The following is a 24395-nucleotide window of genomic DNA, read 5'->3' as shown; positions in this document are numbered from 1 at the left end:
GCGTTGTCAGCGGTGGCCCGTAAGCTCTTGGACCATGCTCGATGACCGCACCGCAGCCGCCTCGCCCACCCCGTGGCCGACCGCGTATCCCGAGGGGTACGCGGTCGTCGACGTGGAGACCACCGGGCTCGCCCGGGACGACCGGATAGTGTCGGCGGCGGTCTATCAGCTGGACGCGCGGGGCCGGGTGGAGGACCAGTGGTACACGCTGGTCAATCCGCAGCGCGATCCGGGGCCGGTGTGGATCCACGGCCTCACCTCCGAAGTCCTCGCCGACGCGCCGCTGTTCCCGGAGATCGCCGGCGATTTCGCGAAGCGGCTCGAGGGGCGGGTCCTGGTCGCGCACAACGCCGCCTTCGACTGGTCGATGATCGCCCGGGAGTACGCCCGTGCGCGCGCCACCGCCCCCGTGCGGCAACGGCTGTGCACCATCGCGCTGTCGAAGGAGCTGCGGCTGCCGCTGCCCAACCACAAGCTGGAGTCGCTCGCCGCGCACTACGGCGTCGTGCAGCAGCGCGCCCACCACGCGCTGGACGACGCCCGGGTGCTCGCCGAGGCGTTCCGGCCGAGTCTGCACCTGGCGGCGGAGGCCGGGCTGCGGCTGCCGCTGCTGGCGTGCCAGCCGCTGACCGAGTGGTCCGAGGGGCCGTCGGCCACGGCATCGTCGGCCGCCCGTCCGGCGCGGGTGGGGTATCAGCCGTCCTACCGGCCCACGACGTGGCGGCCGAGCCGTAAGCGCCCGGCCTGCCCGTACCCCAACCCGGGCCGGTACGTACCGGGCGAACAGCTCATTCAGGGCATGCGGGTGGCCTTCTCCGGCGACACCTCCATCGACCGCGAGCTGTTGGAGGACCGGGCCGTCGACGCCGGGCTGCACGTGGCCACCAGCGTCTCCCGGCTCACCAGCGTGCTGGTCACCAACGACCCCGACTCCCCCACCTCCAAGACCACCAAGGCCCGTTCCTTCGGTACGCCGGTGATCGACGAGGCCGCCTTCATACAGCTGCTGTCCCATGTGACCCCGGCCGGAACAAAAGACGCATGAGGGGCGTAAACCACCCATAGCGATCGCGCGGCACCCGCTGGCCGGGGGGCGAACCGCACCAGGTACCGTCAAAGCGTGTACCGCTTCCTGTTGTCCCGGCAGTGGGTGATCACCACACTCGTGGGACTCGCCCTCATCCCGGTGATGATCAAACTGGGCTTCTGGCAGCTGCATCGCCACGAGCACCGGGTCGCGCGGAACGACCAGATCTCCCGGAGCCTGTCCGCCACCCCCGTCCCCGTGACCGAGCTCACCTCGCCCGGCCGCGCGGTGGCACGCGACGACGTATGGCGCCCCGTCACCGCGAGCGGCACCTACGACCGCCAGGGCGAGGTCGTCGTCCGGATGCGGACCGACGCCGACGGCAACCAGGGCTACTTCGTCCTCACCCCCCTGGTGCTGGCGGACGGCCGGGCCGTCCTCGTCAACCGCGGCTGGGTGCCCGCCGACGGCGACCTGACCCGGTACCCGGACGTGCCCGCCGCACCCGCCGGCCAGGTCACCGTCACCGGCCGGCTCAAGGCGGACGAGACCACCGGCAGCGGCATCAAGAACACCGCGGGCCTGCCGCCCCGCCAGGTGATGCTCATCAACAGCGAGCAACGCGCGGCCCAGCTGCACCGCCCGCTGCTCGGCGGCTACGTCGAACTCACCGGCCCCACGGGCAAGGACCAGCCGCGGACCGTCGGCGCCCCCGACCACAGCAGCATCGGCCCGCACATGGCCTACGCCGTGCAGTGGTGGCTCTTCGCCGCCTTCGTGCCCGTCGGCTGGGTCATCCTGGTGCGCCGCGAGCGCCGCGACCGCGCGGAAGCGGCGGCCACCGGCGCACCGGACGGCGCCGGCGCGAGCGGCGAGGCCCCCGAGGACGTAGCCCGGACAGCTGCCGCACCGGAGTAGCACCCACCCGATCAGGGAAGACGCCTCGCGTGGGAGCACTCATCGAGGACTACGCGCTCATCGGCGATCTCCAGACCGCCGCCCTGGTCGGCCGCAACGGCTCGGTCGACTGGCTCTGCCTGCCCCGCTTCGATTCGCCCGCCTGCTTCGCCGCGCTCCTCGGCGACGAGGACAACGGCCACTGGCGGCTCGCCCCCACCGGGGCCCGCGAGTGCACCGGGCGCGCCTACCTCGAGGACTCCCTCGTCCTCGAATCCGTCTGGGAGACGGACTCCGGCACCGTCAAGGTCACCGACTTCATGCCGCACCGCGACCGCGCCCCCGACCTCGTACGCATCGTCGAGGGCGTCAGCGGCCGCGTCGAGATGCAGAGCGTGCTGCGGCTGCGCTTCGACTACGGCCATGTCGTGCCGTGGATACGCCGCACCGACGGCCACCGCGTCGCCGTCGCCGGGCCCGACTCGGCCTGGCTGCGCAGCGAGCCGCCCGTGCCCACCTACGGACGGGACTTCAGCACCCGCTCGGAGTTCACCGTCACGGCCGGGCAGCAGGTCGCCTTCGTCCTCACCTGGCACCCCTCGCACGAACCCCGCCCCAGGCTCGTCGACCCCCACACCTCGCTCCGGCACACCCTGGAGGACTGGCGCGAGTGGGCCGGCCGCTGCAGCTACCGGGGCCCGTACCGGGGCGCCGTCCTGCGCTCCCTGATCACGCTCAAGGCCCTCACCTACGCCCCCACCGGCGGCATCGTCGCCGCCCCCACCACCTCCCTCCCCGAGGAGATCGGGGGCGTGCGCAACTGGGACTACCGCTACTGCTGGCTGCGCGACTCCACCCTGACCCTCAACGCCCTGCTGTCCGTCGGCTACGAGGACGAGGCCGCCGCGTGGCGCGACTGGCTGCTGCGCGCGGTCGCCGGCGACCCCGCCGACCTGCAGATCATGTACGGGGTCGCGGGCGAGCGCCGGCTGCCGGAGACGGACGTGCCCTGGCTCGCGGGATACGAGCGGTCCTTCCCGGTCCGCATCGGCAACAACGCCGCGACCCAGTTCCAGCTCGACATCTACGGCGAGGTCATCGACTCCCTCCATGTGGCCCGCGGCGACGAAGTGGGCGTCAAACCGCACGCCTGGAACATCCAGCGCTGTTTCCTGGAGTTCCTGCAGACCCACTGGCGCGAGCCCGACGAGGGCCTGTGGGAGATCCGCGGCCCGCGCCGCCACTTCGTGCACTCCAAGGTGATGGCCTGGGTCGCCGCCGACCGGGCCGTACGCGCCCTGGAGGCCGACCCCGAGCTGGACGGCGACCTCGACGGCTGGCGGGCGATGCGCGAGGAGGTCCACCGCGAGGTCTGCGAGCGGGGCTTCGACACCGAGCGCGGCACCTTCACCCAGTTCTACGGTTCGCGCGAACTCGACGCGGCCGCCCTCCTCATCCCCCGCGTCGGCTTCCTGCCCCCGGACGACCCCCGCGTGACCGGCACCGTCGACGCCGTCCGCCGGGAGCTGGCCCACGACGGCCTGCTGCGCCGCTACAGCTCCGAGTTCTCGCCCGGCGGGCCCGTGGACGGGGTGCCCGGCGGCGAGGGGGCCTTTCTCGTCTGCTCGTTCTGGCTGGCCGACGCGCTGCACATGACCGGCCGGACGAAGGAGGCCCACGAGCTGTTCGAGCGGCTGCTCGACCTGCGCAACGACGTGGGCCTGCTCTCCGAGGAGTACGACGCCGGGGCCGGCCGCCAGCTCGGCAACTTCCCCCAGGCGTTCAGCCACATCGGCCTGGTGGGAACGGCCCTTCTCCTGACCGGGAAGGGCACGGCAGACTGATCCCATGGATCTTGGACTGAAGGACCGGGTGTACCTCCTGACCGGCGCGAGCCGGGGGCTGGGCTTCGCCACCGCCCGCGAACTGGCGGCCGACGGGGCCCGGGTCGTCATCTCCGGCCGCGACGGGAAGGCCGCCGAGGCGGCGGCGCGCGAGCTCGGGCCGGGCGCCGTCGGAGTCGGCGCCGACAACGCCGACCCCACCACCCCCGCACGGCTCATCGCCCTCGCGCGCGAGCGCTTCGGCCGCTTCGACGGCGTCCTCGTCAGCGTCGGCGGCCCGCCGCCGGGCTCGGCCGCCGACAACGACGACGCCCAGTGGCAGGCGGCGTTCGAGTCGGTGTTCCTGGGCGCGGTCCGGCTGGCGCGGGCCGCGGCGCGGGAGCTGTCCGAGGGCGGTGTGATCGGCTTCGTGCTGTCGGCGTCGGTCCACGAGCCGATCCCCGGCCTGACGATCTCCAACGGGCTGCGGCCGGGCCTCGCGGGCTTCGCGAAGTCGCTGTCCGTGGAGCTGGGGCCGCGCGGGATCCGGGTCGTGGGGCTGACGCCCGGCCGGATCGACACCGACCGGCTGCGGGAACTCGACGCGCTCTCGGGCGACGCCGAGGCGACGCGGGCCCGTCGCTCGGCGGCGATCCCGCTGGGCCGCTACGGCGCCCCGCGGGAGTTCGGCAAGGCGGCGGCGTTCCTGCTGTCGCCCGCGGCGTCGTACATGACGGGTGTGATGCTGCCCGTGGACGGCGGCGCCCGGCACGGCTTCTGACCGCGGCCCTCACCCGACGCGTTCGGCGCGGTGGCGCACCGCGCGCACCCGGACCTCCGCCGGCAGCCGCTCGAGCCCGGCCGAGGTCCGGCCCTGCCGCAGGACCTCGGCGCAGAGCCGGCCCAGGGCCGAGGCGGGGGTGCCCCGGGGGCCCAGGGTCAGCCGGACGTGCGCCCGGGGTGCCGTGCGCCGGCCGCCGAGCGCGACCAGGGCGTGGTCCACTCCGTCCAGGGCGCCCGCCTCGGCGGCCAGCACCTCCTCCAGCGCCCGGCCCCGCACCACGGCCACCTCGCCGTCGCCGCAGTCGACGACCAGCTCGCGCAGCCGGCGCCGGCGCGCCTGGGCGAACAGCCACCACAGGGCGGTCAGCACGACGAGGGCCAGGGCGGCGACGACCGCCGGCCACCACCAGGCGCGCCCGCGCCACCGGCCGCGGTCGGCGTCGGTGAGCAGGACGTCGTCCGGCCCGTCGAAGGGCCAGGCCGACGGCAGGGTGACGTGCCAGCGCCGCTGCAGGTCCAGGGCGCCGACGAGCACGGCGGCGCCCACGGCCAGGAGCACCGCTCCGGCCAGCCCCAGCAGGATCCGGTTGACGGTCCTCAGCACCGCGCGCTCACCTCTTCGCCGGCCGGTGGACGTGCACGGACAGGGAGGGTTCCCGGGCCAGCCCCAACGCCCGTACGCCCTCGGCCAGTACGGAGTTGACGTCCGTACGGACCTCGTCGAGGTCCCGGAAGTGGGACTGCGCGCGGGCCCTGACGACCCGGCGGCCGACGTCGACGCGTACGGACCGCACGCCGCTCACCTCCATCGCGCGGTCGCGCAGCACCAGGGCCGCGGCCCGGCGGTCGAGCCCGGCCCGTACGTCCGGGGCGCGGCGGCGCATCGGCAGGACTCCACGCAGGCCGGGGGTGACGGCCAGGGCGATCAGCCACAGGCCCAGCAGGACCGCCGCCACAGCGCCGGCGGTCAGCCAGCCGTCGCCGAGGGGGCGGGTGGCCAGCTCGTGGGCGAGGCGGCGGCGCCAGCGCAGGGCGGGGCGGCCGGCCCGGACGGCGACGATGTCGTAGAGCAGGGGGCCGGTGGCGGCGAGCACGGCGGCGGCGACGAGCGCGGCGGGCAGGCGGCGTGGGGACCAGAAGCGGTGGGCGTGGGGGTGCGCGCGCCGGCCGGGCGCGTCCTTCTCCAGGGAGACGGGCTCGTTCATCGGACCCGCTCCCCGTCCGTACGGTCCAGGTGCGGCGAGTGCAGCCGCTCCACGGTGATCACCACCTCCGGGACCTCCATGCCCGCCAGGCCGCTGACGCGCTCGACGACGCGGCCGCGGACCGCGCGGCAGCGGGCACCGAGGTCGGCGGGGTAGTCCAGCTCGAGGGAGAGCCGCACCCGGGCCGAGCCGTCGTGGACGGCCACGACGGCGTGCGGGGGTTCGTGGTGTGCCGCGGCCGTGCCGCTGAGTGCCTCGCGGGCCGCCTGCGAAGCGATCTTCGCGACGACGTGGTCGGCGATACGGGTCGCTCCGCGCTCGCCGGGCTCGACAGCCTCGATGGACCGGCCTCCCCCCACCGCCCTACCTCCCGCGTCCGTCGTGGTCACGGGGGCGCAGGAACCGCGAGAACTCGCCCGGCTCCAGATCGCCGTCGAGGAACCGGCCCGCCACGAACCCGATGGCGCCCAGCGCCGCCACCAGCAGAAAGGCCCCGAAGCCGCCGAAGTAGCCGGCGAATCCCAGCCCCATGCCGGCCATCAGGCCGGCCACCGCCATGCTCATCGCGCGCTCCTCACTGGATCCTGGGCTCGGGCTCTTCCTCTTCCTCGTCCGGGAGCTTGACGTCGGTCACCGCGATGTTGACCTCGACCACCTGCAGGCCGGTCATGCGCTCGACCGCCGCGATGACGTTCTCCCGCACCGCGCGGGCCACCTCGGCGATGGCGACGCCGTAGTCGACGACGATCTCGAGGTCGAGTGCCGTCTGGACCTCGCCCACCTCCGCCTTCACGCCGCGGGTGGCGGCGGACCTGCCGCCGGGCACCCGGTCGCGGACGGCGCCGAAGGTGCGGGAGAAGCCGCTGCCCATGGCGTGCACGCCCAGCACGTCGCGGGCCGCGAGACCCGCGATCTTCTCGACGACGCCGTCGGCGATGGCCGTGCGGCCCCGGTCGGCGGGGGCGGCCGGCTGTTTGCCCTGGGCACCGGTCTGGCTGGTCTGGCTCGTGATGTCGCTCATGGCCGATCGCCTCTCTTCCCGTCCTCTTGCCACCTTAGGCGGGGGTACCCCGAGCTGCCCGGGCGATGCGGGGAAGTCCGGGTGAAGCCCGCCGTTCGAGTGGGGCGGGCCGCACCGGGGAGGGGGTGGGGCTAGTCGCCGAGGCCGGCCAGGTCCCGCAGCCGGCGGGCCTGCGCGGCGCGCTCGGCGACGCGCTGGTCGTCGTAGGCGCGGTCCGCGGCCCCCCGCAGCAGCGCCTTGGTCTCGATGACCGCGTCCCGTGGGGCGGCCAGCAGGGCGGCGGCCAAGTCGTCGGTGGCGGCGGCCAGTTCGTCCAGCGGGACGACCACATTGGCCAGGCCCACGCGCTCGGCCTCCGCCGCGTGGACGAAGCGGCCGGTCGCGCAGATCTCCAGCGCGCGGGCGTAGCCCACCAGCGACACCAGGGGGTGGGTGCCGGCGAGGTCGGGCACCAGGCCCAGGCTGGTCTCGCGCATCGCGAACTGCGCGTCGTCCGCGCACACGCGCAGGTCGCAGGCGAGGGCGAGCTGGAAGCCCGCGCCGATGGCATGGCCCTGGACGGCCGCTATGGAGACGATGTCGGTCCGCCGCCACCAGGTGAACGCCTGCTGGTACGTGGCGATTTCGGCGTCGAGCGCCTCGTCGCTGCCGCGCGCGAGGTCGAGGAAGGAGGGCTCGCCGTCGAAGCCCTCGGGCGTGAACGCCTGCCGGTCGAGGCCCGCGGAGAAGGACTTGCCCTCTCCCCTCAGCACCACGACGCGCACGGCGCCCGGCAGCAGCCGTCCGGCCTCGGCCAGGGCCCGCCACAGCGCGGGCGACTGGGCGTTGCGCTTGGCGGGGTTGGTGAGGGTGACGGTGGCAACCGCGTCATCGACGGTGAGCTGTACGCCGTCCTGGTCGAGCAGGGTCTTGCGGGCAGTCATGGGGGCCTCCGGAATCGGCCGCAGTCGCATTGGTTGACTGCACAGTAACCACCCGGAGGGCCGGTCGGCCGACCGGGTGGTGACTGTCCTGACTGCTGTGCTCTGACTGCTGGTGCTCTCAGGTGCGCGGCGTCAGGCCGAGGCGGCCTTCTTGCCGCGCGTGGCTCCGCCGCGGCCCCGCAGGACCACGCCGGATTCGCTCAGCATCCGGTGGACGAAGCCGTAGGAGCGGCCGGTCTCTTCGGCCAGCGCCCTGATGCTCGCACCGGAGTCGTACTTCTTCTTCAGGTCTGCCGCGAGCTTTTCGCGCGCGGCGCCGGTCACCCGGCTGCCCTTCTTCAGAGTCTCGGCCACCCGTGCCTCCTCATGGGAGATGCGCCTCTTGACTCTCATGATCACCCCTAGGCGGCCACATGGCCACCCATTCGGCAAGGTCCATGAGAAGTCGAGGGGAACGGACGTCCGGAAATTCCGGCCGCGACAGCGCCCGGAGCAGGGGATTCCGAGTGATCCGGCTCGTACGGCCGTACGGGTGGCGGGGCGAAGGGGCAGGTCAGGCGGGGGCCTGTGCCGCACGGCGCGAACGGCGCCCCGCACCTCACGCAGCGCATGCGCCGGAGCACCCGGCGCCACGGGGGTACGAGCCGTCCTCACTCAGATGATGGATCACCTGTCGGCCGAATGATCGGGACGACACTGATCAAGAGAGAGCGCGCCGCGCCGGGTGGCGGATCAGGCGAGGGCCACCAGGTCCGCGTAGTCCGGGCCCCACAGGTCCTCGATGCCGTCCGGCAGCAGGATGATCCGCTCGGGCTCCAGGGCCTCGACGGCGCCCTCGTCGTGCGTCACCAGCACGACCGCGCCCTGGTAGGTGCGCAGCGCGCCGAGGATCTCCTCGCGGCTGGCGGGGTCGAGGTTGTTGGTGGGCTCGTCCAGGAGGAGGACGTTGGCGGAGGAGACGACGAGGGTGGCCAGGGCCAGCCGGGTCTTCTCGCCGCCGGAGAGCACGCCGGCGGGCTTGTCGACGTCGTCACCGGAGAACAGGAAGGAGCCCAGCGTCTTGCGGACCTCGACGAGGTCGAGGTCGGGCGCGGCGGAGCGCATGTTCTCCAGCACCGTGCGGTCCGGGTCGAGGGTCTCGTGCTCCTGGGCGTAATAGCCGAGCTTGAGGCCGTGACCGGGCGTGACCTGCCCGGTGTCGGACTTCTCGGTGCCGGCCAGCAGGCGCAGCAGGGTCGTCTTGCCGGCGCCGTTGAGGCCGAGGATGACGACGCGGGAGCCCTTGTCGATGGCCAGGTCGACGTCGGTGAAGATCTCCAGCGAGCCGTAGGACTTCGACAGGCCCTCGGCCATGAGCGGGGTCTTGCCGCAGGGGGCCGGGTCGGGGAAGCGCAGCTTGGCGACCTTGTCGGAGACGCGGGCCGCCTCCAGGCCGGAGAGCAGCTTGTCGGCGCGGCGGGCCATGTTCTGCGCGGCGACGGTCTTGGTGGCCTTGGCGCGCATCTTGTCGGCCTGGGCGTTGAGGGCCGCGGCCTTCTTCTCGGCGTTCTGGCGCTCGCGCTTGCGGCGCTTCTCGTCGGCCTCGCGCTGCTGCTGGTAGAGCTTCCAGCCCATGTTGTAGACGTCGATGGTCGAGCGGTTGGCGTCGAGGTAGAAGACCTTGTTGACGACGGTCTCGACGAGGTCGACGTCGTGGGAGATGACGATGAAGCCGCCGCGGTAGGTCTTGAGGTAGTCCCTCAGCCAGGCGATGGAGTCGGCGTCGAGGTGGTTGGTGGGCTCGTCGAGCAGGAGCGTGTCGGCGTCGGAGAAGAGGATCCGGGCCAGCTCCACGCGGCGGCGCTGACCGCCGGAGAGCGTGTGCAGCGGCTGGGTGAGGATGCGGTCGGGCAGGCCGAGGCTGGCGGCGATGGTCGCGGCCTCCGCCTCGGCGGCGTAACCGCCCTTGGTCAGGAACTCCGTCTCCAGGCGCTCGTACTTCTTCATCGCCTTCTCGCGGGTGGCGCCCTTGCCGTTGGCCATCCGGTCCTCGTTCTCGCGCATCTTGCGCAGGACGGAGTCCAGGCCGCGGGCGGAGAGGATGCGGTCGCGGGCGAGCACGTCGAGGTCGCCGGTGCGGGGGTCCTGCGGGAGGTAGCCGACCTCGCCGGAGCGCGCGATGGTGCCCGCGGCGGGGATGCCCTCGCCGGCGAGGCACTTGGTGAGGGTGGTCTTGCCCGCGCCGTTGCGGCCGACCAGGCCGACGCGGTCGCCCTTGGCGATGCGGAAGGTGGCGGACTCGATGAGGACGCGTGCGCCGGCGCGCAGCTCGATGCCGGAGGCGGTGATCACGGGGTTCTACTCCTGAGCAGGGTGGACGGCGGTGGGACGGGCTGGGGTCGCTATGACGCCGTCTAATGCACGAGGAGGAATGCCATAGGCCCCAGTCTAACGGGGGCGCGCAAGCAGATTTCCGACGGTCGCCCGCCGGACGCCTGCCGCCCCCACGCTCCGAAAAGGGCGGAGAAGGGGTGATTCGCGGATACTCAGGGTGGAAAAACCTGGCCGGAGAGCCGGAGAGCCGGAGCGCGGGCAAGCCGGAGAGGCGGTGCGCATGCAGTTCGACGACGACGCGGATCTCGACACCTCCCAGGTCCAGGACCGGCGGAGCGGGGTCCCCGGCGGCGGGCTCACGATCGGCGGCGGGATCGCGGGGCTGCTCGCCCTGGTGCTGGGGCTGTTCTTCGGCATCGGCCCCGGTGAGCTCGGTCTCACCTCCCAGGAGCCGGCGACGCGGGGCACCGCGAGCACGGACGCGCAGGTGGCCGGCGGCTGCCGTACGGGCCGGGACGCCAATACCCGCGAGGACTGCCGGATCGTGGCCGTCGTCAACAGCGCCCAGTCGTTCTGGAACCAGGAATTCGCCCGCCGCTCGGGCACGTACACGCCCGCCTCCACCGTCTTCTTCACCGGCCAAGTCCGCACGGCCTGCGGGGCCGCCACCTCGGCGGTGGGCCCCTTCTACTGCCCGGGCGACCGCAAGGTCTATCTGGACCTGGGCTTCTTCGGTGACCTGCGGACGAAGTTCGGCGCGAGCGGCGGCCCCTTCGCCCAGGCGTATGTGGTCGCCCACGAGTACGGGCACCACGTCCAGAACCTGACGGGCACCCTCGCCCGGGCCCAGGACCGGCGTACGGGCGCCGACAGCGCCTCGGTCAAGGTCGAGCTGCAGGCCGACTGCTACGCCGGGGTCTGGGCGCGGCACGCGACCACGACCCCCGAGAAGTCCACCGGCCGGCCGCTGGTCAAGCAGCTGACGCGGGCCGACATCGACGACGGCCTGTCCGCGGCCGCGGCGGTCGGCGACGACCGCATCCAGGAGCGGTCGCAGGGGCGCGTCACCCCGGAGAACTGGACGCACGGCTCGGCGGCACAGCGCCGGCAGTGGTTCTCCACCGGCTACTCCACCGGCGACATGGGGCGCTGCGACACCTTCCGCTGACCGCACCGGCACCTGACACCAGAGCGAGGAGTGAACGTCATGACCGACACGCACACGGCCGCACCGACCATCTGTCCGGCGCTGCTGTACCAGGACGCGAAGGCGGCGATCCGGCAGCTGACGGAGGGCTTCGGCTTCACCCGGACCGCGCTGTACGAGAGCGAGGACGGGGTGGTCCTGCACGCGGAGCTCGTCTACGGCAACGGCATGGTGATGATCGGCTCCCGGGGCCGGGGCGGGGTGTTCGACGAGGCCATGAAGGACGCGGGCGCCAGCGGCATCTACGTGGTGGTCGAGGACACCGACGCCCACCACCGGCGCGCGGTCGAGCACGGCGTGGAGATCCTGATGCCGCCGACGGACCAGGAGTACGGGTCGCGGGACTACATGGCGCGCGACGTCGGCGGGAACCTGTGGAGCTTCGGCACGTACGCGCCGAAGGGACCGGAGCTCATGGCCTGACGGCCCGGGGCCGCGCCCCGGGCCCGTCGGACTCCGCTCACGCCCCGCCGCGGTGGACCTGGAAGGCCGCCCGGCGGACCGCCTTGGCCAGGGCCGGGTCGGGGTGCGCCGCGGCCAGGGCGACGAGGACCTGGACCGTGCGCGGGTGGCCCACGGCCCGGACCTCCTCCAGCAGGCCCGGCACGGTGCCCTGCACGGCCGAGTCGAGGTGGCGCACCAGCAGCCTGCTCTCGCCGTGGTCGGCGACGGCCGCGGCGGTGTCCACCCACAGCCAGGTCGCCTCTTCCCGGGTGAGCACCTCCGCGGCCTCCTCGGGGTCGTGCCCCTCGTGCTCGGCGAGCCACAGCAGCGCGTACGGGCGCAGGACCGGCTCGCCGGCCACGGCCCGCACCGCCGGTTCGGCGGGCGCTCCCACCGCGCGCAGGGCCTCGAAGGCAAGGCCGCGCACCATCGCGTCGTCGCCGCGGGCGGTCTCCAGGAGCTCCTCGACGGCGCTGCGCACGGGCCGGGCGGCGAGCCAGGCGCGGTACTCGGCGCGGGCGGGGCCGGGGGTGAGGTCGGCGCAGCCGCGGAGCATGGCCTCGGCGGACAGCTCGATGTTCCCGGCGGGGCTCTGGGCGGCGACGCAGATCTGTTCGAGCTTGACCCATACGGCCCAGTTGCCGAGCGGTGTCAGGACGGCCTCGGCCCGGGGGCCGGCGCCGCGCACGAGAAGGGCGCCGACGGAGGCGAGCGCCTTGAGGGCCCAGTCGAGCAGCTCGGGCAGCGGATCGCCGGCGCCGGGGTCCGGGGCCGGTTCGGGGGCCGCCGGCACGGGCGGCGGGCCGTAGGGGACCTCGCAGCGCTCGGCGCGGATCTCGGCGACGCGCTGCTGGAGCAGGTCCAGGAGCATCGCGACGGAGACGGGGCCAGCCGACAGGTGCATGACGGACAGCAGCTGGGGGGCCGCCTCGACGACCTCGGCGGCGATGGTGGAGTCGGTGCCGGCGGGTTCGGGGTGGGCGAGGGACCAGGCGTCGAAGAGGGCGACCCAGCCGCGCAGGACGGCGCTGTCGTCGCGGTCCCATGCCTGCAGGCGCCAGCCGGGGCGGGCGGTCCCGCCGTGCAGCTCGAGGAGGCCGGCGAGGCGGGCGCGGTCCCAGTCGGTGCGTACCTGCGCGGTGGTCAGTCCCAGTGCGGCGGCGGCCCGTTCGACCGTGGCCTCGTCCATGCCGCCGGCGGTGCCCGGTCGCAGTGTGGCGCCGCGGCCGCATTCGGCGGCCGCCCAGCGGGCCAGGCGGACCGCGCCGGTCAGTCCGCCTCTCGCCTGCCGGGCGAGTTCCGGACGGGCCGGGGTGCCCGCGGGCGGGCGGGGAGCCGGGCGGGTGCCTCGGTTCGCCACGGCCCGGCGGGCGGCGGCGATCGGCTGTCGGGGGACGAGTCTGAGCCGGGAGTCGCGCGGAGTACGGGACGTCACAGGAGCAGTCTTGCCGTTCACGCTCCGAAAACCCAATCGGAATCAACTATCCGGCTCTTCACGACCGGTGGTGGGCTGCCGCGAAGGAGCCGGCCGCGGGCCGCGGGCGCCCTACATGAGGGGGACCAGGAAGCGCCGCAGGGCCTCTTCGTACCCCTGGGGATCGACGTTCCAGGACCCCGCGTGACCGGCTCCGCGCACCGCCCGCAAAGTGATCAGTTCCGGTCGTCCGGCGGCGAGTTCACGGGAGTGCTCCGGGGGCGCGAGGGTGTCGTCGCGGCCGTGCACGAGGAGCGTGGGCATGGGCAGGCCGGCCGGGTCGGCCGCCGCGAGGAGGGCCTGGGGTGCGAGGCCGGTGCGGCCCTCGGTCGCCCGGACCGCAAGCGGAATGAGGGCTGCCGGGACGCGGCGGCCGGCGAGGGCGCGCAGCGCGGCCGGCCAGTCGAGGACCGGGGAGTCCAGGACGAGGCCGCTGACGCGGCTGCTCAGCGCGGAGTTCCGGGCGGCCAGCAGGGCCATGGTGGCGCCGGTGGACCAGCCGTGCAGGACCACGCGACGGGCGCCGTAGCGCAGCGCGTAGCGGATGGCGGCGTCGAGATCCCGCCACTCGCCGGCACCGAAGTGACCGATTCCGTGCGCCGGCCGGGGCGCGCCGGGATCGCCGCGGTAGGCGATGTCGAGCACGGGGAGCCGCTGGGCGTTCAGGAACGGCATGACGATCATGGGGTGCTCGCGGGTGGTGCCCAGCCCGTGCACGGTGATCACCCAGGTGTCACGGCCGCCGGGCACGAACCACGCGGGCAGCGGTCCGAGCTCGCCGGGGACGTCCACCTCGGCGTGGGCCAGGCCGAGGGCGTCGCGGGGGTTGCCGGCGTGCACCTGCGGGGTGAGCCAGACGCGCTCACCGGGCCGCAGAACACCCCGGGTGACCCGCTGCAGGCTGCGGACCACCCGGTCGTGCGGGTGCGAGACGTCGGCGATGACGGGCCCGACGACGGCGTGCACGCCCCGTCCGGCGAGCCCGTAGGTGCCCGGGAGCAGGGACGCGGGGGTGCGGCCGAGGGTGACGGTGGTGGCGGTGACGTCGTGGAGGGCGAGCCGGGGCTGGCCCGGCGGCGGCCGGCCGGGGTCCGCCTTCAGGGCAGCGTCACCGGCGTACCGCCCGGCCGCCACCGCGGCCGCTCCGGCACCGATCAGCGTGGTGGCGGCCGCGGCCGCCACTGTGCGCAGCACCATCGTTCCCAGTGTGGGCGTATGCGGCGGGCGTGGCCAGTGGGCGCGGGGGGCTCAGCCGCGCTGCCCGTAGCCCCGCAGCTTGCCGGCCGCCTCCTCGAGCCGCTCGGGGGACAGCAGGGAGGGGGTGCGGCCGGGGACGGCGGCGGCGGTGAGCCAGACCCTGCACATCCACTCCAGCTGCGCGGTGCGGTCGTAGGCCTGGTCGAGGGTGGCGCCGTAGGTGAGGGTGCCGTGGTTCTGCAGCAGGCAGCCGGTGCGGCCGTCGAGGGCCCGCAGCATGTGGGCGGCCAGCTCCTCGGTGCCGTAGAGGGCGTAGGGGGCGACGCGGACCGGTCCGCCGAGGGCGGCGGCCATGTAGTGGATCAGCGGCACCTCGGTGACCAGGGTGGAGACGGCCGTGGCGTGCACGGCGTGGGTGTGCACGATCGCGGCGGCGTCGGTGGCGCGGTAGACGGCCAGGTGCATCGGCAGCTCGCTGGTGGGGGCGAGGTCGCCCAGCACCTGGCGGCCGTCGAGGTCCACGCCGACCGCGTCGCCGGGGCCCAGCCGGTCGTAGGGGACGCCGGTGGGAGTGACAAGGACCACGTCGCCGGCGCGCGCCGAGACGTTGCCGGAGGTGCCCACCACGAGCCCCTCGGCGGTGGTGCGGCGGGCGGTGGCCACGACCTGGGCCCAGACGCGCGGTATGTCGTCCCGTGTGCCCCCTGCCCGTTCGAACGCCTTCATCGGTCTTCGCCTCCGGTTCGCGTCATCGACGAGCCCGTCCCAGTTCACCTTCCGTTCACCCAGGGTCCCTACGGTCGCCGCGTACTGACCATCGAGCTGATTGCCTGGGTGAATGGAAAACATCACGCTTCTCATCGGGATCGTGATCGTCACGGCCTTGGTGTTCGACTTTACGAACGGCTTCCACGACACGGCCAACGCCATGGCCACCACCATCTCCACCGGGGCGCTCAAGCCCAAGACCGCGGTGGCCATGTCGGCCGTGCTCAACCTCGTCGGCGCGTTCCTGTCCGTCGAGGTGGCGGCGACGATCTCCAAGGGCATCGTCGACGAATCAGGCATCCGGCCGGAGATCATCTTCGCCGGACTGGTCGGCGCGATCGTGTGGAACCTGCTCACCTGGCTCGCGGGCCTGCCCTCCAGCTCCTCGCACGCGCTGTTCGGCGGCCTGATCGGCGCGACCATCGCCTCGGTGGGCACCGGCGCCGTCCACGGTGACGCCGTCGTCATGAAGGTCCTCATCCCCGCCGTCGTCGCCCCGGTCGTGGCCGGCCTGGCGACCGTGCTGGCCACCCGCATGACCTACCGCATGGCGCGCAACACCGACCCCGAGGCCAGCGCCAAGGGCTACCGCGCCGGGCAGATCGCCTCGGCCGCCCTGGTCTCCCTCGCCCACGGCACCAACGACGCCCAGAAGACCATGGGCGTCATCACCCTCGCGCTGATCTCCGGTGGCGCGCTGGGCGCCGACGCCGACCCGCCGATGTGGGTCATCGCCTCCGCCGGCATCGCCATCGCGCTCGGCACCTACCTGGGCGGCTGGCGCATCATCCGCACCCTGGGCAAGGGCCTGGCCGACATCCAGCCGCCGCAGGGCTTCGCCGCCCAGACCGGCGCCGCCGTCACCATCCTGGCCTCCTCCCACATCGGCTTCGCGCTCTCCACCACCCAGGTCTGCTCCGGCGCCGTCATGGGCGCGGGTATGGGCCGCAAGGGCGGCGTGGTGCGCTGGTCCACCGCCGGCCGCATGATCGCCGCCTGGGGCCTGACCCTCCCGGCCGCCGGCCTCGTCGGCGCCGGCGCCGCGCTCCTGGCCGACCAGGGCGACTGGGGCGTCACCACCGTCGCCGTCCTGGCCGTGGCCGCCTGCGGCGCGATCTGGCTGGCCTCGCGCCGCAAGCCGGTCACCCACGACAATGTCAACGACCTCAACGAGCCGCAGGGCGTCCAGGTCCCGGCCGAGCCCGTCGGCGTGGTGACCGCGGCCCTCCAGGCCGTCGCCCCGCCGCCGCCGGCCGGCGCCACCCCCGCCCCGGCCGCCACCCCCGCCCCCGCCGCCGCGACGGCCGGCTGACCGCCGGGCAACGGAGGAGAACCACCATGAACATCGACTGGGCAGCTCTCGGCCAGGTCTTCGGCGTCAGCCTCGTGGTCACCATCGGCCTCGTGGCCGTCTTCACCCTCGGCATCGTGGGCACGTCCCGCAAGCCCGGGTCCGCCACGGCCACGGCCACCGCTCCGGCGGCCGGCCCGACCGTCCTCGCGCGCTCCGGCGCCTACGCCTGCTTCGCGCTGTGCGCGGCCGCCGTGGGGTACGGCATCTACCTGATCGTCGCCTGACGCGACCCGACGCACCCGTGCGCGCGAAGCGCCGGTCCGGCACCGCCGGACCGGCGCTTCGTCGTTGCCCGCGTCGCCCGCCGCCCCACCCGTGGCCGGCAGTCTCACCGCAGGTCAGGGTGGGTTGACTGCCCTTCCCGGACCGTGGTGGACTTCCGGAGCCAAACGGCGACAGCAGAGGAAGCCGGTGCGAATCCGGCGCGGTCCCGCCACTGTCACCGGGGAGTGTCCCCCCACCCGAGGGCCACGGTCCGCCGTCCGCGGGCCGGAAGGCCGGGGGCGACGCCGATCCGGGAGCCAGGAGACTCTGGTCGCCGGTCACGTCGAGCCAGGGCGCGGACCCTGAGTGAGGACACATCGCCATGCCCGGCTGCCGCCGACCCCTGCCCTTCGCGCCCCTTGTGCCCCCTGCGCACCCTTGCCGCCCCGGTGTGACGGCGGCCTGATCCGATGCGCCCGACGCGCAGTGATCACATGAGCGGCAACCACCTGAGCGGGGGTCACCCGGGCGGCGACCCTCTCGTCTTCGCCTACGGCGCCGCGCTCGGCTTCGCCTGCGACCTCGTGGTGGGCGACCCGCGCCGCGGCCACCCCGTCGCCGCCTTCGGCCGCGCCGCGCAGGCCGTCGAAGCGCGCCTGTGGCGCGACCACCGCGGCTACGGCACCCTGCACGCGCTGCTGTGCGCGGGCGGCACGGCGGCCACCGCCGCCGCGCTGTCCCGTGCCGCACGCCGCTCCCCCGCCGCCGGCATCGCGCTGACCGCCGCCGCGACCTGGGCCGTGCTGGGCGGTACGACGCTGGGCCGCGAGGCCCGGGCGGTCGGCGGGGCCCTGGCGGCGGGCGACCTGGAGGTCGCCCGGGAACGGCTGCCGCACCTGTGCGGGCGCGACCCGCAGGCACTGGACGGGCAGCAGATCGCACGGGCCGTCGTCGAATCCGTCGCCGAGAACACCTCCGACGCCGTCGTGGGCGCCCTGGTGTGGGGCGCCCTGGCCGGGGTGCCCGGCCTGGCCGGCTTCCGCGCCGTCAACACCCTCGACGCCATGGTCGGCCACAAGTCGCCCCGCCACCGGCGGTTCGGCTGGGCCTCCGCCCGGCTCGACGACGTCGTCGGCTGGCCCGGCGCCCGCCTCACCGCCGCCCTCACCGTCCTCGCCGGCCCCGACCCGCGCGGCGCCTGGCGCGTGGCCCGGCGCGACGCCGGGCGCCACCCCAGCCCCAACGCCGGCCCCGTCGAGGCCGCCTTCGCCGGCGCGCTCGGCGTCCGCCTCGGCGGCACCCTCGCCTACGCCGGCCGCGTCGAACACCGCCCCGTCCTGGGCGCGGAGAACCGGCCCGTGGCCGTGCCGGACATCGAACGCGCCGTGCGGCTCTCGCGCCGGGTCTCGGGGCTGGCCCTGGGAACCGCCGTGGTGGGCAGGCTCTTGCTCGCACACTTCGCCAGAAGGAGGAATCGGTGACAGCCGACAGGAGCGGGCCCGCGCGCCCGCTGGGCGGGGGCCTGCTGGTGGCCGGGACCACCTCGGACGCGGGCAAGTCCGTCGTGACGGCCGGCATCTGCCGCTGGCTGGTCCGCAAGGGCGTCAAGGTCGCGCCGTTCAAGGCACAGAACATGTCGCTCAACTCCTTCGTCACGCGCGAGGGAGCGGAGATAGGGCGCGCCCAGGCCATGCAGGCGGCGGCCGCCCGCGTCGAGCCGAGCGCGCTGATGAACCCCGTGCTGCTCAAGCCCGGCGGGGACCGGAGCAGCCAGGTCGTGCTCATGGGCAAGCCGGTCGGCGAGCTCAGCGCCCGCGGCTACCACGCGGGCCGGCAGGAGCAGTTGTTCGACACGGTGACCGAGTGCCTGCGGGAGCTGCGGCGTACCCACGACGCGGTGATCTGCGAGGGCGCGGGCAGCCCGGCGGAGATCAACCTGCGCCGCAGCGACATCGTCAACATGGGCATCGCCCGCGCGGGCCGGCTGCCGGTGGTGGTGGTCGGCGACATCGACCGCGGCGGGGTCTTCGCCTCCTTCTTCGGCACGACCGCGCTGCTCTCCCGCGAGGACCAGGAGCTGATAGCCGGCTACCTGGTCAACAAGTTCCGCGGCGACGTGACGCTGCTGGAACCGGGCCTGGACATGCTCCACGGCCTGACGGGCCGGCGGACGTTCGGCGTGCTGCCGTTCGCCCACGGCCTGGGCATCGACGAGGAGGACGGCCTGCGCGTGTCGCTGCGCGGCGCCGTGCGCGAGTCGGTGGTGGCCCCGCCGCACGGCGCGGACGTGCTGCGCGTGGCGGTGTGCGCGGTGCCGCTGATGTCCAACTTCACGGACGTCGACGCGCTCGCCGCCGAGCCCGGCGTCGTCGTCCGCTTCGTCGACCGCCCCGAGGAGCTCGCCGACGCGGACCTGGTCGTGGTCCCGGGCACCCGCGGGACGGTACGGGCGCTGACGTGGCTGCGCGAGCGCGGCCTGGCGGACGCGCTGCTGCGCAGGGCCGCCGAGGGCCGCCCGGTGCTGGGCGTCTGCGGCGGCTTCCAGATACTGGGCGAGCGCATCGACGACGAGGTGGAGTCACGGGCCGGCTCGGTCGAGGGCCTGGGCCTGCTGCCGGTACGCGTGCGGTTCGCGGTGGACAAGACCCTGGCCAGACCGGTCGGCGAGGCTTTGGGCGAGCGGGTGGAGGGCTACGAGATCCACCACGGCGTCGCCGACGTCCTGGGCGGCGACGAGCCGTTCCTGGACGGCTGCCGCGTGGGTGCCGTGTGGGGCACGCACTGGCACGGCTCGCTGGAGAGCGACGGCTTCCGGCGCGCGTTCCTGCGGCGGGTGGCGAAGGCGGCCGGGCGGGCGTTCGTCCCGGCGCCGGACACGTCGTTCGCCGAGCTGCGCGAGGAACAGCTGGACCGCCTGGGCGACCTGATCGAGGACCACGCGGACACGGACGCGCTGCTGCGCCTGATCGAGGACGGGGTGCCCGTGCCGAACGGTTACCCGTTCATACCGCCGGGGGCGCCGTGAGTAGGGGAATCCCCGCACGAGCGGGGAGCACAGCAGGGCTTCAACGAAGTGATCGCCGAAGAGCGGACCAACCCCGCCGGTGCGGGGAGCAGAAGGCAAGCATGACCCTCAACTGCGGCAACGGCCGACGCATTCGGCGAGAACCCCTCGAAGGAGTGACCAGCGCATGAACACCACCTATCCCTTCACTGCGATCGTCGGCATGGAGGATCTGCGCCTGGCTCTCCTGCTGAATGCGGTCTCCCCAGCTGTGGGCGGTGTGCTCGTACGCGGCGAGAAGGGCACGGCCAAGTCGACGGCAGTTCGCGGTGTCGCGACGCTGATGCCGCCGGTCGCCGTCATCGACGGCTGCAGGTTCTCCTGTGACCCGACGTCGCCGGACCCGGCGTGTCCGGACGGGCCGCACGGGGCCGATGCCTTGAGCGACACCCGGCCCGCGCGGATGGTCGAACTGCCCGTCGGAGCCTCGGAGGACCGACTCGTCGGCGCTCTCGACATCGAGCGGGCCCTGTCCGAGGGCGTGAAGGCCTTCGAGCCCGGCCTTCTGGCCGACGCGCACCGAGGCGTGCTGTACGTCGACGAGGTCAACCTCCTCCACGACCACCTGGTGGACCTCTTGCTCGACGCGGCAGCGATGGGCGCCTCCTACGTCGAGCGCGAAGGCGTCTCCGTCCGCCACGCCTCCCGCTTCCTCCTCGTCGGCACCATGAACCCCGAAGAGGGCGAGCTGCGCCCGCAGCTGCTGGACCGGTTCGGGCTCACCGTCGAGGTCGCGGCCTCGCGGGAGACCGAGGAGCGGGTCGAGGTCGTACGCCGCCGGCTCGCCTACGACGAGGACCCCGCCGCCTTCGCCGCCAAGTGGGCGGCGGAGGAGGACGCGCTGCGCGAGCGCATCGCCGCCGCCCGCGCGCTGCTGCCCGGCGTCCGGCTCGGGGACGGCGCGCTGCGCCGGATCGCGGCGGTGTGCGCCGGCTTCGAGGTGGACGGCATGCGCGCGGACATCGTCACCGCGCGCACGGCGACGGCGCTGGCCGCCTGGGCGGGGCGCACGGAGGTGAGCACCGCGGACGTACGGCAGGCGGCGCTGCTGTCGCTGCCGCACCGGCGCCGGCGCAATCCGTTCGACGCCCCCGGCCTGGACGAGGACAAGCTCGACGAGATCCTGCGGCAGTTCGAGGACGACGAGCCCGAGCCGGACCCCGAGCCGGACCCCGACGGCCCGCGGCCCGACGGCGACGGTCCCGAGGGCGGTCCCGACGGCGGCGGGCGGCCGCCGCAGGACGGGCCGGGCCCCGAAGGCACCCCTGACCTGCCGCAGCAGCGGCAGGACTCCGAGTCCCCCGCCCCGCGGGAGAACGCGCACGCGCCCGAGGGGGCGCCCGGCGACGGCGGGGGCGAGATGCCTGCCGTCGCGGCGGCCGACCCCTTCCGTACGCGCCGCTTCGACGTGCCGGGCCTGGGCGAGGGCGCCGACGGGCGCCGGTCGCGCGCCCTCACCGCGCACGGCCGTACGACGGGGGCGCGCCGCCCCCGCGGCGGGACCCTGTCCAAGCTGCACCTGGCGGCTACCGTGCGGGCCGCGGCCCCGCACCAGCGGGCGCGCGGGCGCGGCGGCCCCGGGCTGGTGGTCCGGCGCGACGACCTGCGCGAGGCGGTGCGCGAGGGCCGCGAGGGCAATCTGGTGCTGTTCGTCGTCGACGCCTCCGGCTCCATGGCGGCGCGCAAGCGGATGAGTGCCGTCAAGGGCGCGGTGCTGTCGCTGTTGCTGGACGCGTACCAGCGCCGCGACAAGATCGGCATGATCAGCTTCCGCGGCACGGAGGCGGAGGTGGCGCTGCCGCCGACGTCCTCGGTGGAGGCGGGCGCGGCGCGGCTGGCGAAGCTGGCGACCGGTGGCCGTACGCCGCTGGCCGCGGGGCTGTTGCAGGCGCACGACGTGCTGCGCGTGGAGCGGATGCGGGACCCCTCGCGCCGCCCGCTGCTGGTGGTGGTCACGGACGGCCGGGCCACCGGCGGCCCCGAGCCGCTGGCGCGCGCCGCGCGCGCGGCGCGGCTGCTGGCGGGTGAGGGCACGGCGTCGGTCGTGGTGGACTGCGAGTCGGGGCCGGTGCGGCTCGGGCTGGCGGGCGAGCTGGGCCGGGCGCTGGCCGGGCCGGTCGTGACACTCGACGAGCTGCGTGCGGACAACGTGTCCGCACTGGTGCGTACCGTACGGAACACGAACTCGAGGAGGGCCGCGTAATGCCCAAGGGACAGCCGACCGTCGTACCGGACGACGGCCTCACCACGCGTCAGCGGCGCAACCGTCCGCTGGTCTTCGTCCACACCGGCATCGGCAAGGGCAAGTCGACGGCGGCCTTCGGCCTGGCGCTGCGGGCGTGGAACCAGGGCTGGCCGATCGGGGTGTTCCAGTTCGTGAAGTCGGCGAAGTGGAAGGTCGGCGAGGAGAACGCGCTGCGCGTGCTCGGCGCCTCGGGCGAGGGCGGGAGCGTCGACTGGCACAAGATGGGCGAGGGCTGGTCGTGGATCCAGCGCGACAGCGACCTGTCGAACGAGGAGAAGGCCCGCGAGGGCTGGGAGCAGGTCAAGCGCGACCTGGCGGCGGAGAAGTACAAGCTGTACGTGCTGGACGAGTTCGCCTATCCGATGCACTGGGGCTGGATCGACACCGACGAGGTGATCGAGGTGCTGCGGGACCGTCCGGGCACCCAGCACGTGGTGATCACGGGCCGCAACGCGCCGGAGAAGCTGGTGGAGTTCGCCGACCTGGTGACGGACATGTCGAAGGTCAAGCACCCGATGGACACGGGCCAGAAGGGCCAGCGGGGCATCGAGTGGTGAGTACGCGCGTCCCCCGCCTGGTCATCGCCGCCCCGGCGTCCGGCAGCGGCAAGACCACGGTGGCCACCGGCCTGATGCGGGCGTTCGCCGACGCCGGGCTCGCGGTGTCCCCGCACAAGGTCGGCCCGGACTACATCGACCCCGGCTACCACGCGCTGGCGACCGGCCGGCCCGGCCGCAACCTGGACGCCTGGATGTGCGGTCCGGAGCGGCTGGCCCCGCTGTTCCTGCACGGGGCGGCGGGCTGTGATCTGGCGGTGGTCGAGGGCGTGATGGGCCTGTACGACGGCGCCGCCGGGCAGGGCGAGCTCGCCTCGACGGCGCATGTGGCGAAGCTGCTGCGGGCGCCGGTGGTGCTGGTCGTCGACGCGTCGTCGCAGTCGCGGTCGGTGGCGGCGCTGGTGCACGGCTTCGCGGCCTGGGACCCCGGGGTGCGGGTGGCGGGCGTGATCCTCAACAAGGTCGGCTCGGACCGGCACGAGGCGCTGCTGCGGGAGGCGTTGGCGGAGTCGGGGGTGCCGGTGCTGGGCGCGGTGCGGCGGGCGGAGCGGATCCATACGCCGTCCCGGCACCTGGGCCTGGTCCCCGTCGCCGAACGCAGCGCGGCGGCAGTCGACGCGGTGGCGGCCTTCGCCGCCAGGGTCCGCGAGAGCTGCGACCTGGAGGCCCTCCTGACCTTGGCCCGCTCGGCCCCGCCCCTGCCGGATGCCGCGTGGGACCCGGCGGATGCTTTCCCCTACCCCGCCCCTTCCCGTAACCGGGGCTCCGCCCCGGACCCCGGGCTGGATGGCTCTGTTGTGGGCAATCGTTCCGCAGGGCGGAACGGGTGGGCACAACAGGACAACGGTCCGCAGACGAACGGCAACCCCGTCATCGCCGTAGCCGGCGGTGCCGCGTTCACCTTCTCGTATGCCGAGCACGCGGAGCTGCTACAGGCGGCCGGGGCGGAGGTCGTCACCTTCGACCCCCTCAAGGACGAGAAGCTGCCCGCCGGCACGGCCGGCCTCGTCATCGGCGGCGGCTTCCCCGAGATGTACGCCCCGGAGCTCTCCGCCAACGCCCCCCTCCGCAAGGCGGTGGCCGACCTCGCCGCCACCGGCGCCCCGGTCGCCGCCGAGTGCGCGGGCCTGCTCTACCTGGCCCGTTCCCTGGACGGCAAGCCGATGTGCGGCGTGCTGCCGGCACAGGCCCGGATGTCGGAGCGGCTGACGCTCGGTTACCGCGAGGCCGTGGCGATCGAGGACAACGTCCTCGCCGCGGCGGGCACGCGCGTACGCGGGCACGAGTTCCACCGCACGGTGATCGAGCCGGCCGCGGGGGCCACCCCGGCGTGGGGGCTGACGCACCCGCAGCGGCGCGTCGAAGGGTTCGTCCAGGGCGGCGTGCACGCCTCGTACCTGCATGTGCACTGGGCCGGAGCCCCCGGCACCGCGGCCCGTCTCGTCGCCGCCGCGGCGGAGGCGGGCCCGCGATGAGCTCGCTCTGCGTCGGTGTCGGCACCTGCCGGGACGTCGCGGCCGCCGAGGTGCTCGCGCTCGTCGAGCGGACGGTCGCCGAGGCGGGCGCGGCCACGGGCGCGGTGTCGGTCCTGGCCACGGTGGACGTGCGGGCCGCCGAGCCCGGCGTGCTGGCGGCGGCGGCGCGGCTCGGCGTGCCGGTCAGGGCGTACGCCCCGCACGAGCTCGCCGCGCAGCCGGTGCCGCACCCCTCGGACGCCGCCCGCAGGGCCCTCGGCACGGCGGGGGTCGCCGAGGCCGCCGCGCTGCTGGCGGCCGGTCCGGGCGCGGTGCTCGTGGTGGCCAAGCGGAAGTCCGCGCAGGCCACCTGCGCGATCGCCCGCGGCCCCGCCTGACGTGAGCGCGGCGGCGCTCAGTACCGTGTCCCGTACG

General features: G+C 74.4%; 25 protein-coding genes and 1 riboswitch. Of the genes, 14 read left to right on the top strand and 11 right to left on the bottom strand.

From position 1 onward, the window contains the following. Positions 1 to 34: 34 nt before the first annotated feature. From ABZ956_RS26110 to ABZ956_RS26095, 4 genes are all read left to right on the top strand, one after another. A complete protein-coding gene (locus ABZ956_RS26110; protein ID WP_361898353.1) occupies positions 35 to 1045 on the top strand; it encodes a DEDDh family exonuclease in 1011 nt (336 codons plus the stop codon). A 75-nt stretch (positions 1046 to 1120) separates the two neighbouring features. Then, on the top strand, positions 1121 to 1945 hold the full coding sequence (locus ABZ956_RS26105; protein ID WP_361898350.1) for an SURF1 family protein: 825 nt from the start codon (positions 1121 to 1123) through the stop codon (positions 1943 to 1945). A gap of 29 nt (positions 1946 to 1974) precedes the next feature. Continuing rightward, positions 1975 to 3768, top strand: coding sequence for a glycoside hydrolase family 15 protein (locus tag ABZ956_RS26100; protein ID WP_361898347.1), 1794 nt, complete (start codon positions 1975 to 1977; stop codon positions 3766 to 3768). Between the two features lie 4 nt (positions 3769 to 3772). Beyond that, a complete protein-coding gene (locus ABZ956_RS26095; protein ID WP_361898344.1) occupies positions 3773 to 4528 on the top strand; it encodes an SDR family oxidoreductase in 756 nt (251 codons plus the stop codon). A 9-nt stretch (positions 4529 to 4537) separates the two neighbouring features. Here the strand turns inward: ABZ956_RS26095 and amaP are convergent, their stop codons facing one another. From amaP to ABZ956_RS26055, 8 genes are all read right to left on the bottom strand, one after another. Next, positions 4538 to 5134 carry an alkaline shock response membrane anchor protein AmaP gene (gene amaP, locus ABZ956_RS26090; RefSeq protein WP_361898342.1) on the bottom strand — a complete coding sequence of 199 codons (597 nt, stop codon included), beginning with the start codon at positions 5132 to 5134 and terminating at the stop codon, positions 4538 to 4540. A gap of 7 nt (positions 5135 to 5141) precedes the next feature. Then, on the bottom strand, positions 5142 to 5735 hold the full coding sequence (locus ABZ956_RS26085) for a DUF6286 domain-containing protein (protein ID WP_361898340.1): 594 nt from the start codon (positions 5733 to 5735) through the stop codon (positions 5142 to 5144). Further along, positions 5732 to 6094 carry a hypothetical protein gene (locus ABZ956_RS26080; protein ID WP_361898337.1) on the bottom strand — a complete coding sequence of 121 codons (363 nt, stop codon included), beginning with the start codon at positions 6092 to 6094 and terminating at the stop codon, positions 5732 to 5734. Before ABZ956_RS26080 ends, ABZ956_RS26085 begins: the two co-directional genes overlap by 4 nt. Before the next feature lie 4 nt (positions 6095 to 6098). Beyond that, the gene (locus ABZ956_RS26075) at positions 6099 to 6299 is read right to left on the bottom strand and encodes a hypothetical protein (RefSeq protein WP_361898335.1); all 201 of its coding nucleotides are present in this window, start codon (positions 6297 to 6299) and stop codon (positions 6099 to 6101) included. 10 nt (positions 6300 to 6309) lie between these two features. Continuing rightward, positions 6310 to 6756, bottom strand: coding sequence for an Asp23/Gls24 family envelope stress response protein (locus ABZ956_RS26070; RefSeq protein ID WP_361898332.1), 447 nt, complete (start codon positions 6754 to 6756; stop codon positions 6310 to 6312). A 131-nt stretch (positions 6757 to 6887) separates the two neighbouring features. Further along, entirely contained in the window at positions 6888 to 7679 is a 792-nt protein-coding gene (locus ABZ956_RS26065) for an enoyl-CoA hydratase/isomerase family protein (RefSeq protein WP_361898329.1), read from the bottom strand. A 132-nt stretch (positions 7680 to 7811) separates the two neighbouring features. Continuing rightward, positions 7812 to 8033 carry a helix-turn-helix domain-containing protein gene (locus ABZ956_RS26060; protein WP_006606369.1) on the bottom strand — a complete coding sequence of 74 codons (222 nt, stop codon included), beginning with the start codon at positions 8031 to 8033 and terminating at the stop codon, positions 7812 to 7814. Positions 8034 to 8411: 378 nt separating this feature from the next. After that, positions 8412 to 10010, bottom strand: coding sequence for an ABC-F family ATP-binding cassette domain-containing protein (locus ABZ956_RS26055; RefSeq protein ID WP_361898326.1), 1599 nt, complete (start codon positions 10008 to 10010; stop codon positions 8412 to 8414). A gap of 262 nt (positions 10011 to 10272) precedes the next feature. On the opposite strand from ABZ956_RS26055, the gene ABZ956_RS26050 reads away from it, so the two are divergent. Together ABZ956_RS26050 and ABZ956_RS26045 are read left to right on the top strand one after the other, a co-directional pair. Continuing rightward, positions 10273 to 11160 carry a neutral zinc metallopeptidase gene (locus ABZ956_RS26050; protein ID WP_361898323.1) on the top strand — a complete coding sequence of 296 codons (888 nt, stop codon included), beginning with the start codon at positions 10273 to 10275 and terminating at the stop codon, positions 11158 to 11160. A gap of 39 nt (positions 11161 to 11199) precedes the next feature. Then, a complete protein-coding gene (locus tag ABZ956_RS26045; RefSeq protein WP_361898320.1) occupies positions 11200 to 11622 on the top strand; it encodes a VOC family protein in 423 nt (140 codons plus the stop codon). A gap of 37 nt (positions 11623 to 11659) precedes the next feature. Here ABZ956_RS26045 and ABZ956_RS26040 read toward each other — a convergent pair whose 3' ends face one another. From ABZ956_RS26040 to ABZ956_RS26030, 3 genes are all read right to left on the bottom strand, one after another. Next, the gene (locus ABZ956_RS26040) at positions 11660 to 13078 is read right to left on the bottom strand and encodes a hypothetical protein (RefSeq protein ID WP_361898317.1); all 1419 of its coding nucleotides are present in this window, start codon (positions 13076 to 13078) and stop codon (positions 11660 to 11662) included. A gap of 111 nt (positions 13079 to 13189) precedes the next feature. After that, entirely contained in the window at positions 13190 to 14314 is a 1125-nt protein-coding gene (locus ABZ956_RS26035) for an alpha/beta fold hydrolase (protein WP_361898314.1), read from the bottom strand. A gap of 51 nt (positions 14315 to 14365) precedes the next feature. Further along, positions 14366 to 15040, bottom strand: coding sequence for a class II aldolase/adducin family protein (locus tag ABZ956_RS26030; RefSeq protein WP_361898312.1), 675 nt, complete (start codon positions 15038 to 15040; stop codon positions 14366 to 14368). Between the two features lie 112 nt (positions 15041 to 15152). Between ABZ956_RS26030 and ABZ956_RS26025 the strand changes: the two genes are divergently transcribed. From ABZ956_RS26025 to ABZ956_RS25990, 8 genes are all read left to right on the top strand, one after another. Next, positions 15153 to 16394 (top strand): inorganic phosphate transporter, encoded by a 1242-nt coding sequence (locus ABZ956_RS26025; protein WP_361898310.1) that lies wholly within the window; start codon positions 15153 to 15155, stop codon positions 16392 to 16394. A 26-nt stretch (positions 16395 to 16420) separates the two neighbouring features. Continuing rightward, positions 16421 to 16660 carry a hypothetical protein gene (locus ABZ956_RS26020; protein ID WP_361898307.1) on the top strand — a complete coding sequence of 80 codons (240 nt, stop codon included), beginning with the start codon at positions 16421 to 16423 and terminating at the stop codon, positions 16658 to 16660. A 176-nt stretch (positions 16661 to 16836) separates the two neighbouring features. Further along, positions 16837 to 16968: riboswitch (cobalamin riboswitch) on the top strand. A 166-nt stretch (positions 16969 to 17134) separates the two neighbouring features. Further along, positions 17135 to 18121 carry a cobalamin biosynthesis protein gene (locus ABZ956_RS26015; protein ID WP_361898305.1) on the top strand — a complete coding sequence of 329 codons (987 nt, stop codon included), beginning with the start codon at positions 17135 to 17137 and terminating at the stop codon, positions 18119 to 18121. Further along, positions 18118 to 19665, top strand: coding sequence for a cobyric acid synthase (locus tag ABZ956_RS26010; RefSeq protein ID WP_361898302.1), 1548 nt, complete (start codon positions 18118 to 18120; stop codon positions 19663 to 19665). Before ABZ956_RS26015 ends, ABZ956_RS26010 begins: the two co-directional genes overlap by 4 nt. 166 nt (positions 19666 to 19831) lie before the next feature. After that, a complete protein-coding gene (locus ABZ956_RS26005) occupies positions 19832 to 21907 on the top strand; it encodes a putative cobaltochelatase (protein ID WP_361898300.1) in 2076 nt (691 codons plus the stop codon). After that, a complete protein-coding gene (gene cobO / locus ABZ956_RS26000; protein ID WP_361898298.1) occupies positions 21907 to 22506 on the top strand; it encodes a cob(I)yrinic acid a,c-diamide adenosyltransferase in 600 nt (199 codons plus the stop codon). The genes ABZ956_RS26005 and cobO overlap by 1 nt, the downstream gene beginning before the upstream one ends. Then, positions 22503 to 23981, top strand: a complete 1479-nt coding sequence (locus ABZ956_RS25995; protein ID WP_361898295.1) for a cobyrinate a,c-diamide synthase — start codon at positions 22503 to 22505, stop codon at positions 23979 to 23981. Before cobO ends, ABZ956_RS25995 begins: the two co-directional genes overlap by 4 nt. Next, on the top strand, positions 23978 to 24358 hold the full coding sequence (locus tag ABZ956_RS25990; RefSeq protein WP_361898293.1) for a cobalamin biosynthesis protein: 381 nt from the start codon (positions 23978 to 23980) through the stop codon (positions 24356 to 24358). The genes ABZ956_RS25995 and ABZ956_RS25990 overlap by 4 nt, the downstream gene beginning before the upstream one ends. Positions 24359 to 24395: the final 37 nt, after the last annotated feature.

This window comes from Streptomyces sp. NPDC046261, from assembly GCF_040646235.1.
In the GTDB taxonomy this organism is placed as follows: Bacteria; Actinomycetota; Actinomycetes; order Streptomycetales; family Streptomycetaceae; genus Streptomyces.
This window is presented reverse-complemented; position numbering and strand designations above follow the sequence as displayed.

Coding starts and splice junctions, on each gene's coding strand:
- ABZ956_RS26110 (WP_361898353.1), top strand. CDS start 35: ATGCTCGATGACCGCACCGCAGCCGCCTCGCCCACCCCGTGGCCGACC.
- ABZ956_RS26095 (WP_361898344.1), top strand. CDS start 3,773: ATGGATCTTGGACTGAAGGACCGGGTGTACCTCCTGACCGGCGCGAGC.
- ABZ956_RS26085 (WP_361898340.1), bottom strand. CDS start 5,735: ATGAACGAGCCCGTCTCCCTGGAGAAGGACGCGCCCGGCCGGCGCGCG.
- ABZ956_RS26075 (WP_361898335.1), bottom strand. CDS start 6,299: ATGAGCATGGCGGTGGCCGGCCTGATGGCCGGCATGGGGCTGGGATTC.
- ABZ956_RS26070 (WP_361898332.1), bottom strand. CDS start 6,756: ATGAGCGACATCACGAGCCAGACCAGCCAGACCGGTGCCCAGGGCAAA.
- ABZ956_RS26065 (WP_361898329.1), bottom strand. CDS start 7,679: ATGACTGCCCGCAAGACCCTGCTCGACCAGGACGGCGTACAGCTCACC.
- ABZ956_RS26050 (WP_361898323.1), top strand. CDS start 10,273: ATGCAGTTCGACGACGACGCGGATCTCGACACCTCCCAGGTCCAGGAC.
- ABZ956_RS26045 (WP_361898320.1), top strand. CDS start 11,200: ATGACCGACACGCACACGGCCGCACCGACCATCTGTCCGGCGCTGCTG.
- ABZ956_RS26035 (WP_361898314.1), bottom strand. CDS start 14,314: ATGGTGCTGCGCACAGTGGCGGCCGCGGCCGCCACCACGCTGATCGGT.
- ABZ956_RS26030 (WP_361898312.1), bottom strand. CDS start 15,040: ATGAAGGCGTTCGAACGGGCAGGGGGCACACGGGACGACATACCGCGC.
- ABZ956_RS26025 (WP_361898310.1), top strand. CDS start 15,153: ATGGAAAACATCACGCTTCTCATCGGGATCGTGATCGTCACGGCCTTG.
- ABZ956_RS26020 (WP_361898307.1), top strand. CDS start 16,421: ATGAACATCGACTGGGCAGCTCTCGGCCAGGTCTTCGGCGTCAGCCTC.
- ABZ956_RS26015 (WP_361898305.1), top strand. CDS start 17,135: ATGAGCGGCAACCACCTGAGCGGGGGTCACCCGGGCGGCGACCCTCTC.
- ABZ956_RS26005 (WP_361898300.1), top strand. CDS start 19,832: ATGAACACCACCTATCCCTTCACTGCGATCGTCGGCATGGAGGATCTG.
- cobO (WP_361898298.1), top strand. CDS start 21,907: ATGCCCAAGGGACAGCCGACCGTCGTACCGGACGACGGCCTCACCACG.
- ABZ956_RS25990 (WP_361898293.1), top strand. CDS start 23,978: ATGAGCTCGCTCTGCGTCGGTGTCGGCACCTGCCGGGACGTCGCGGCC.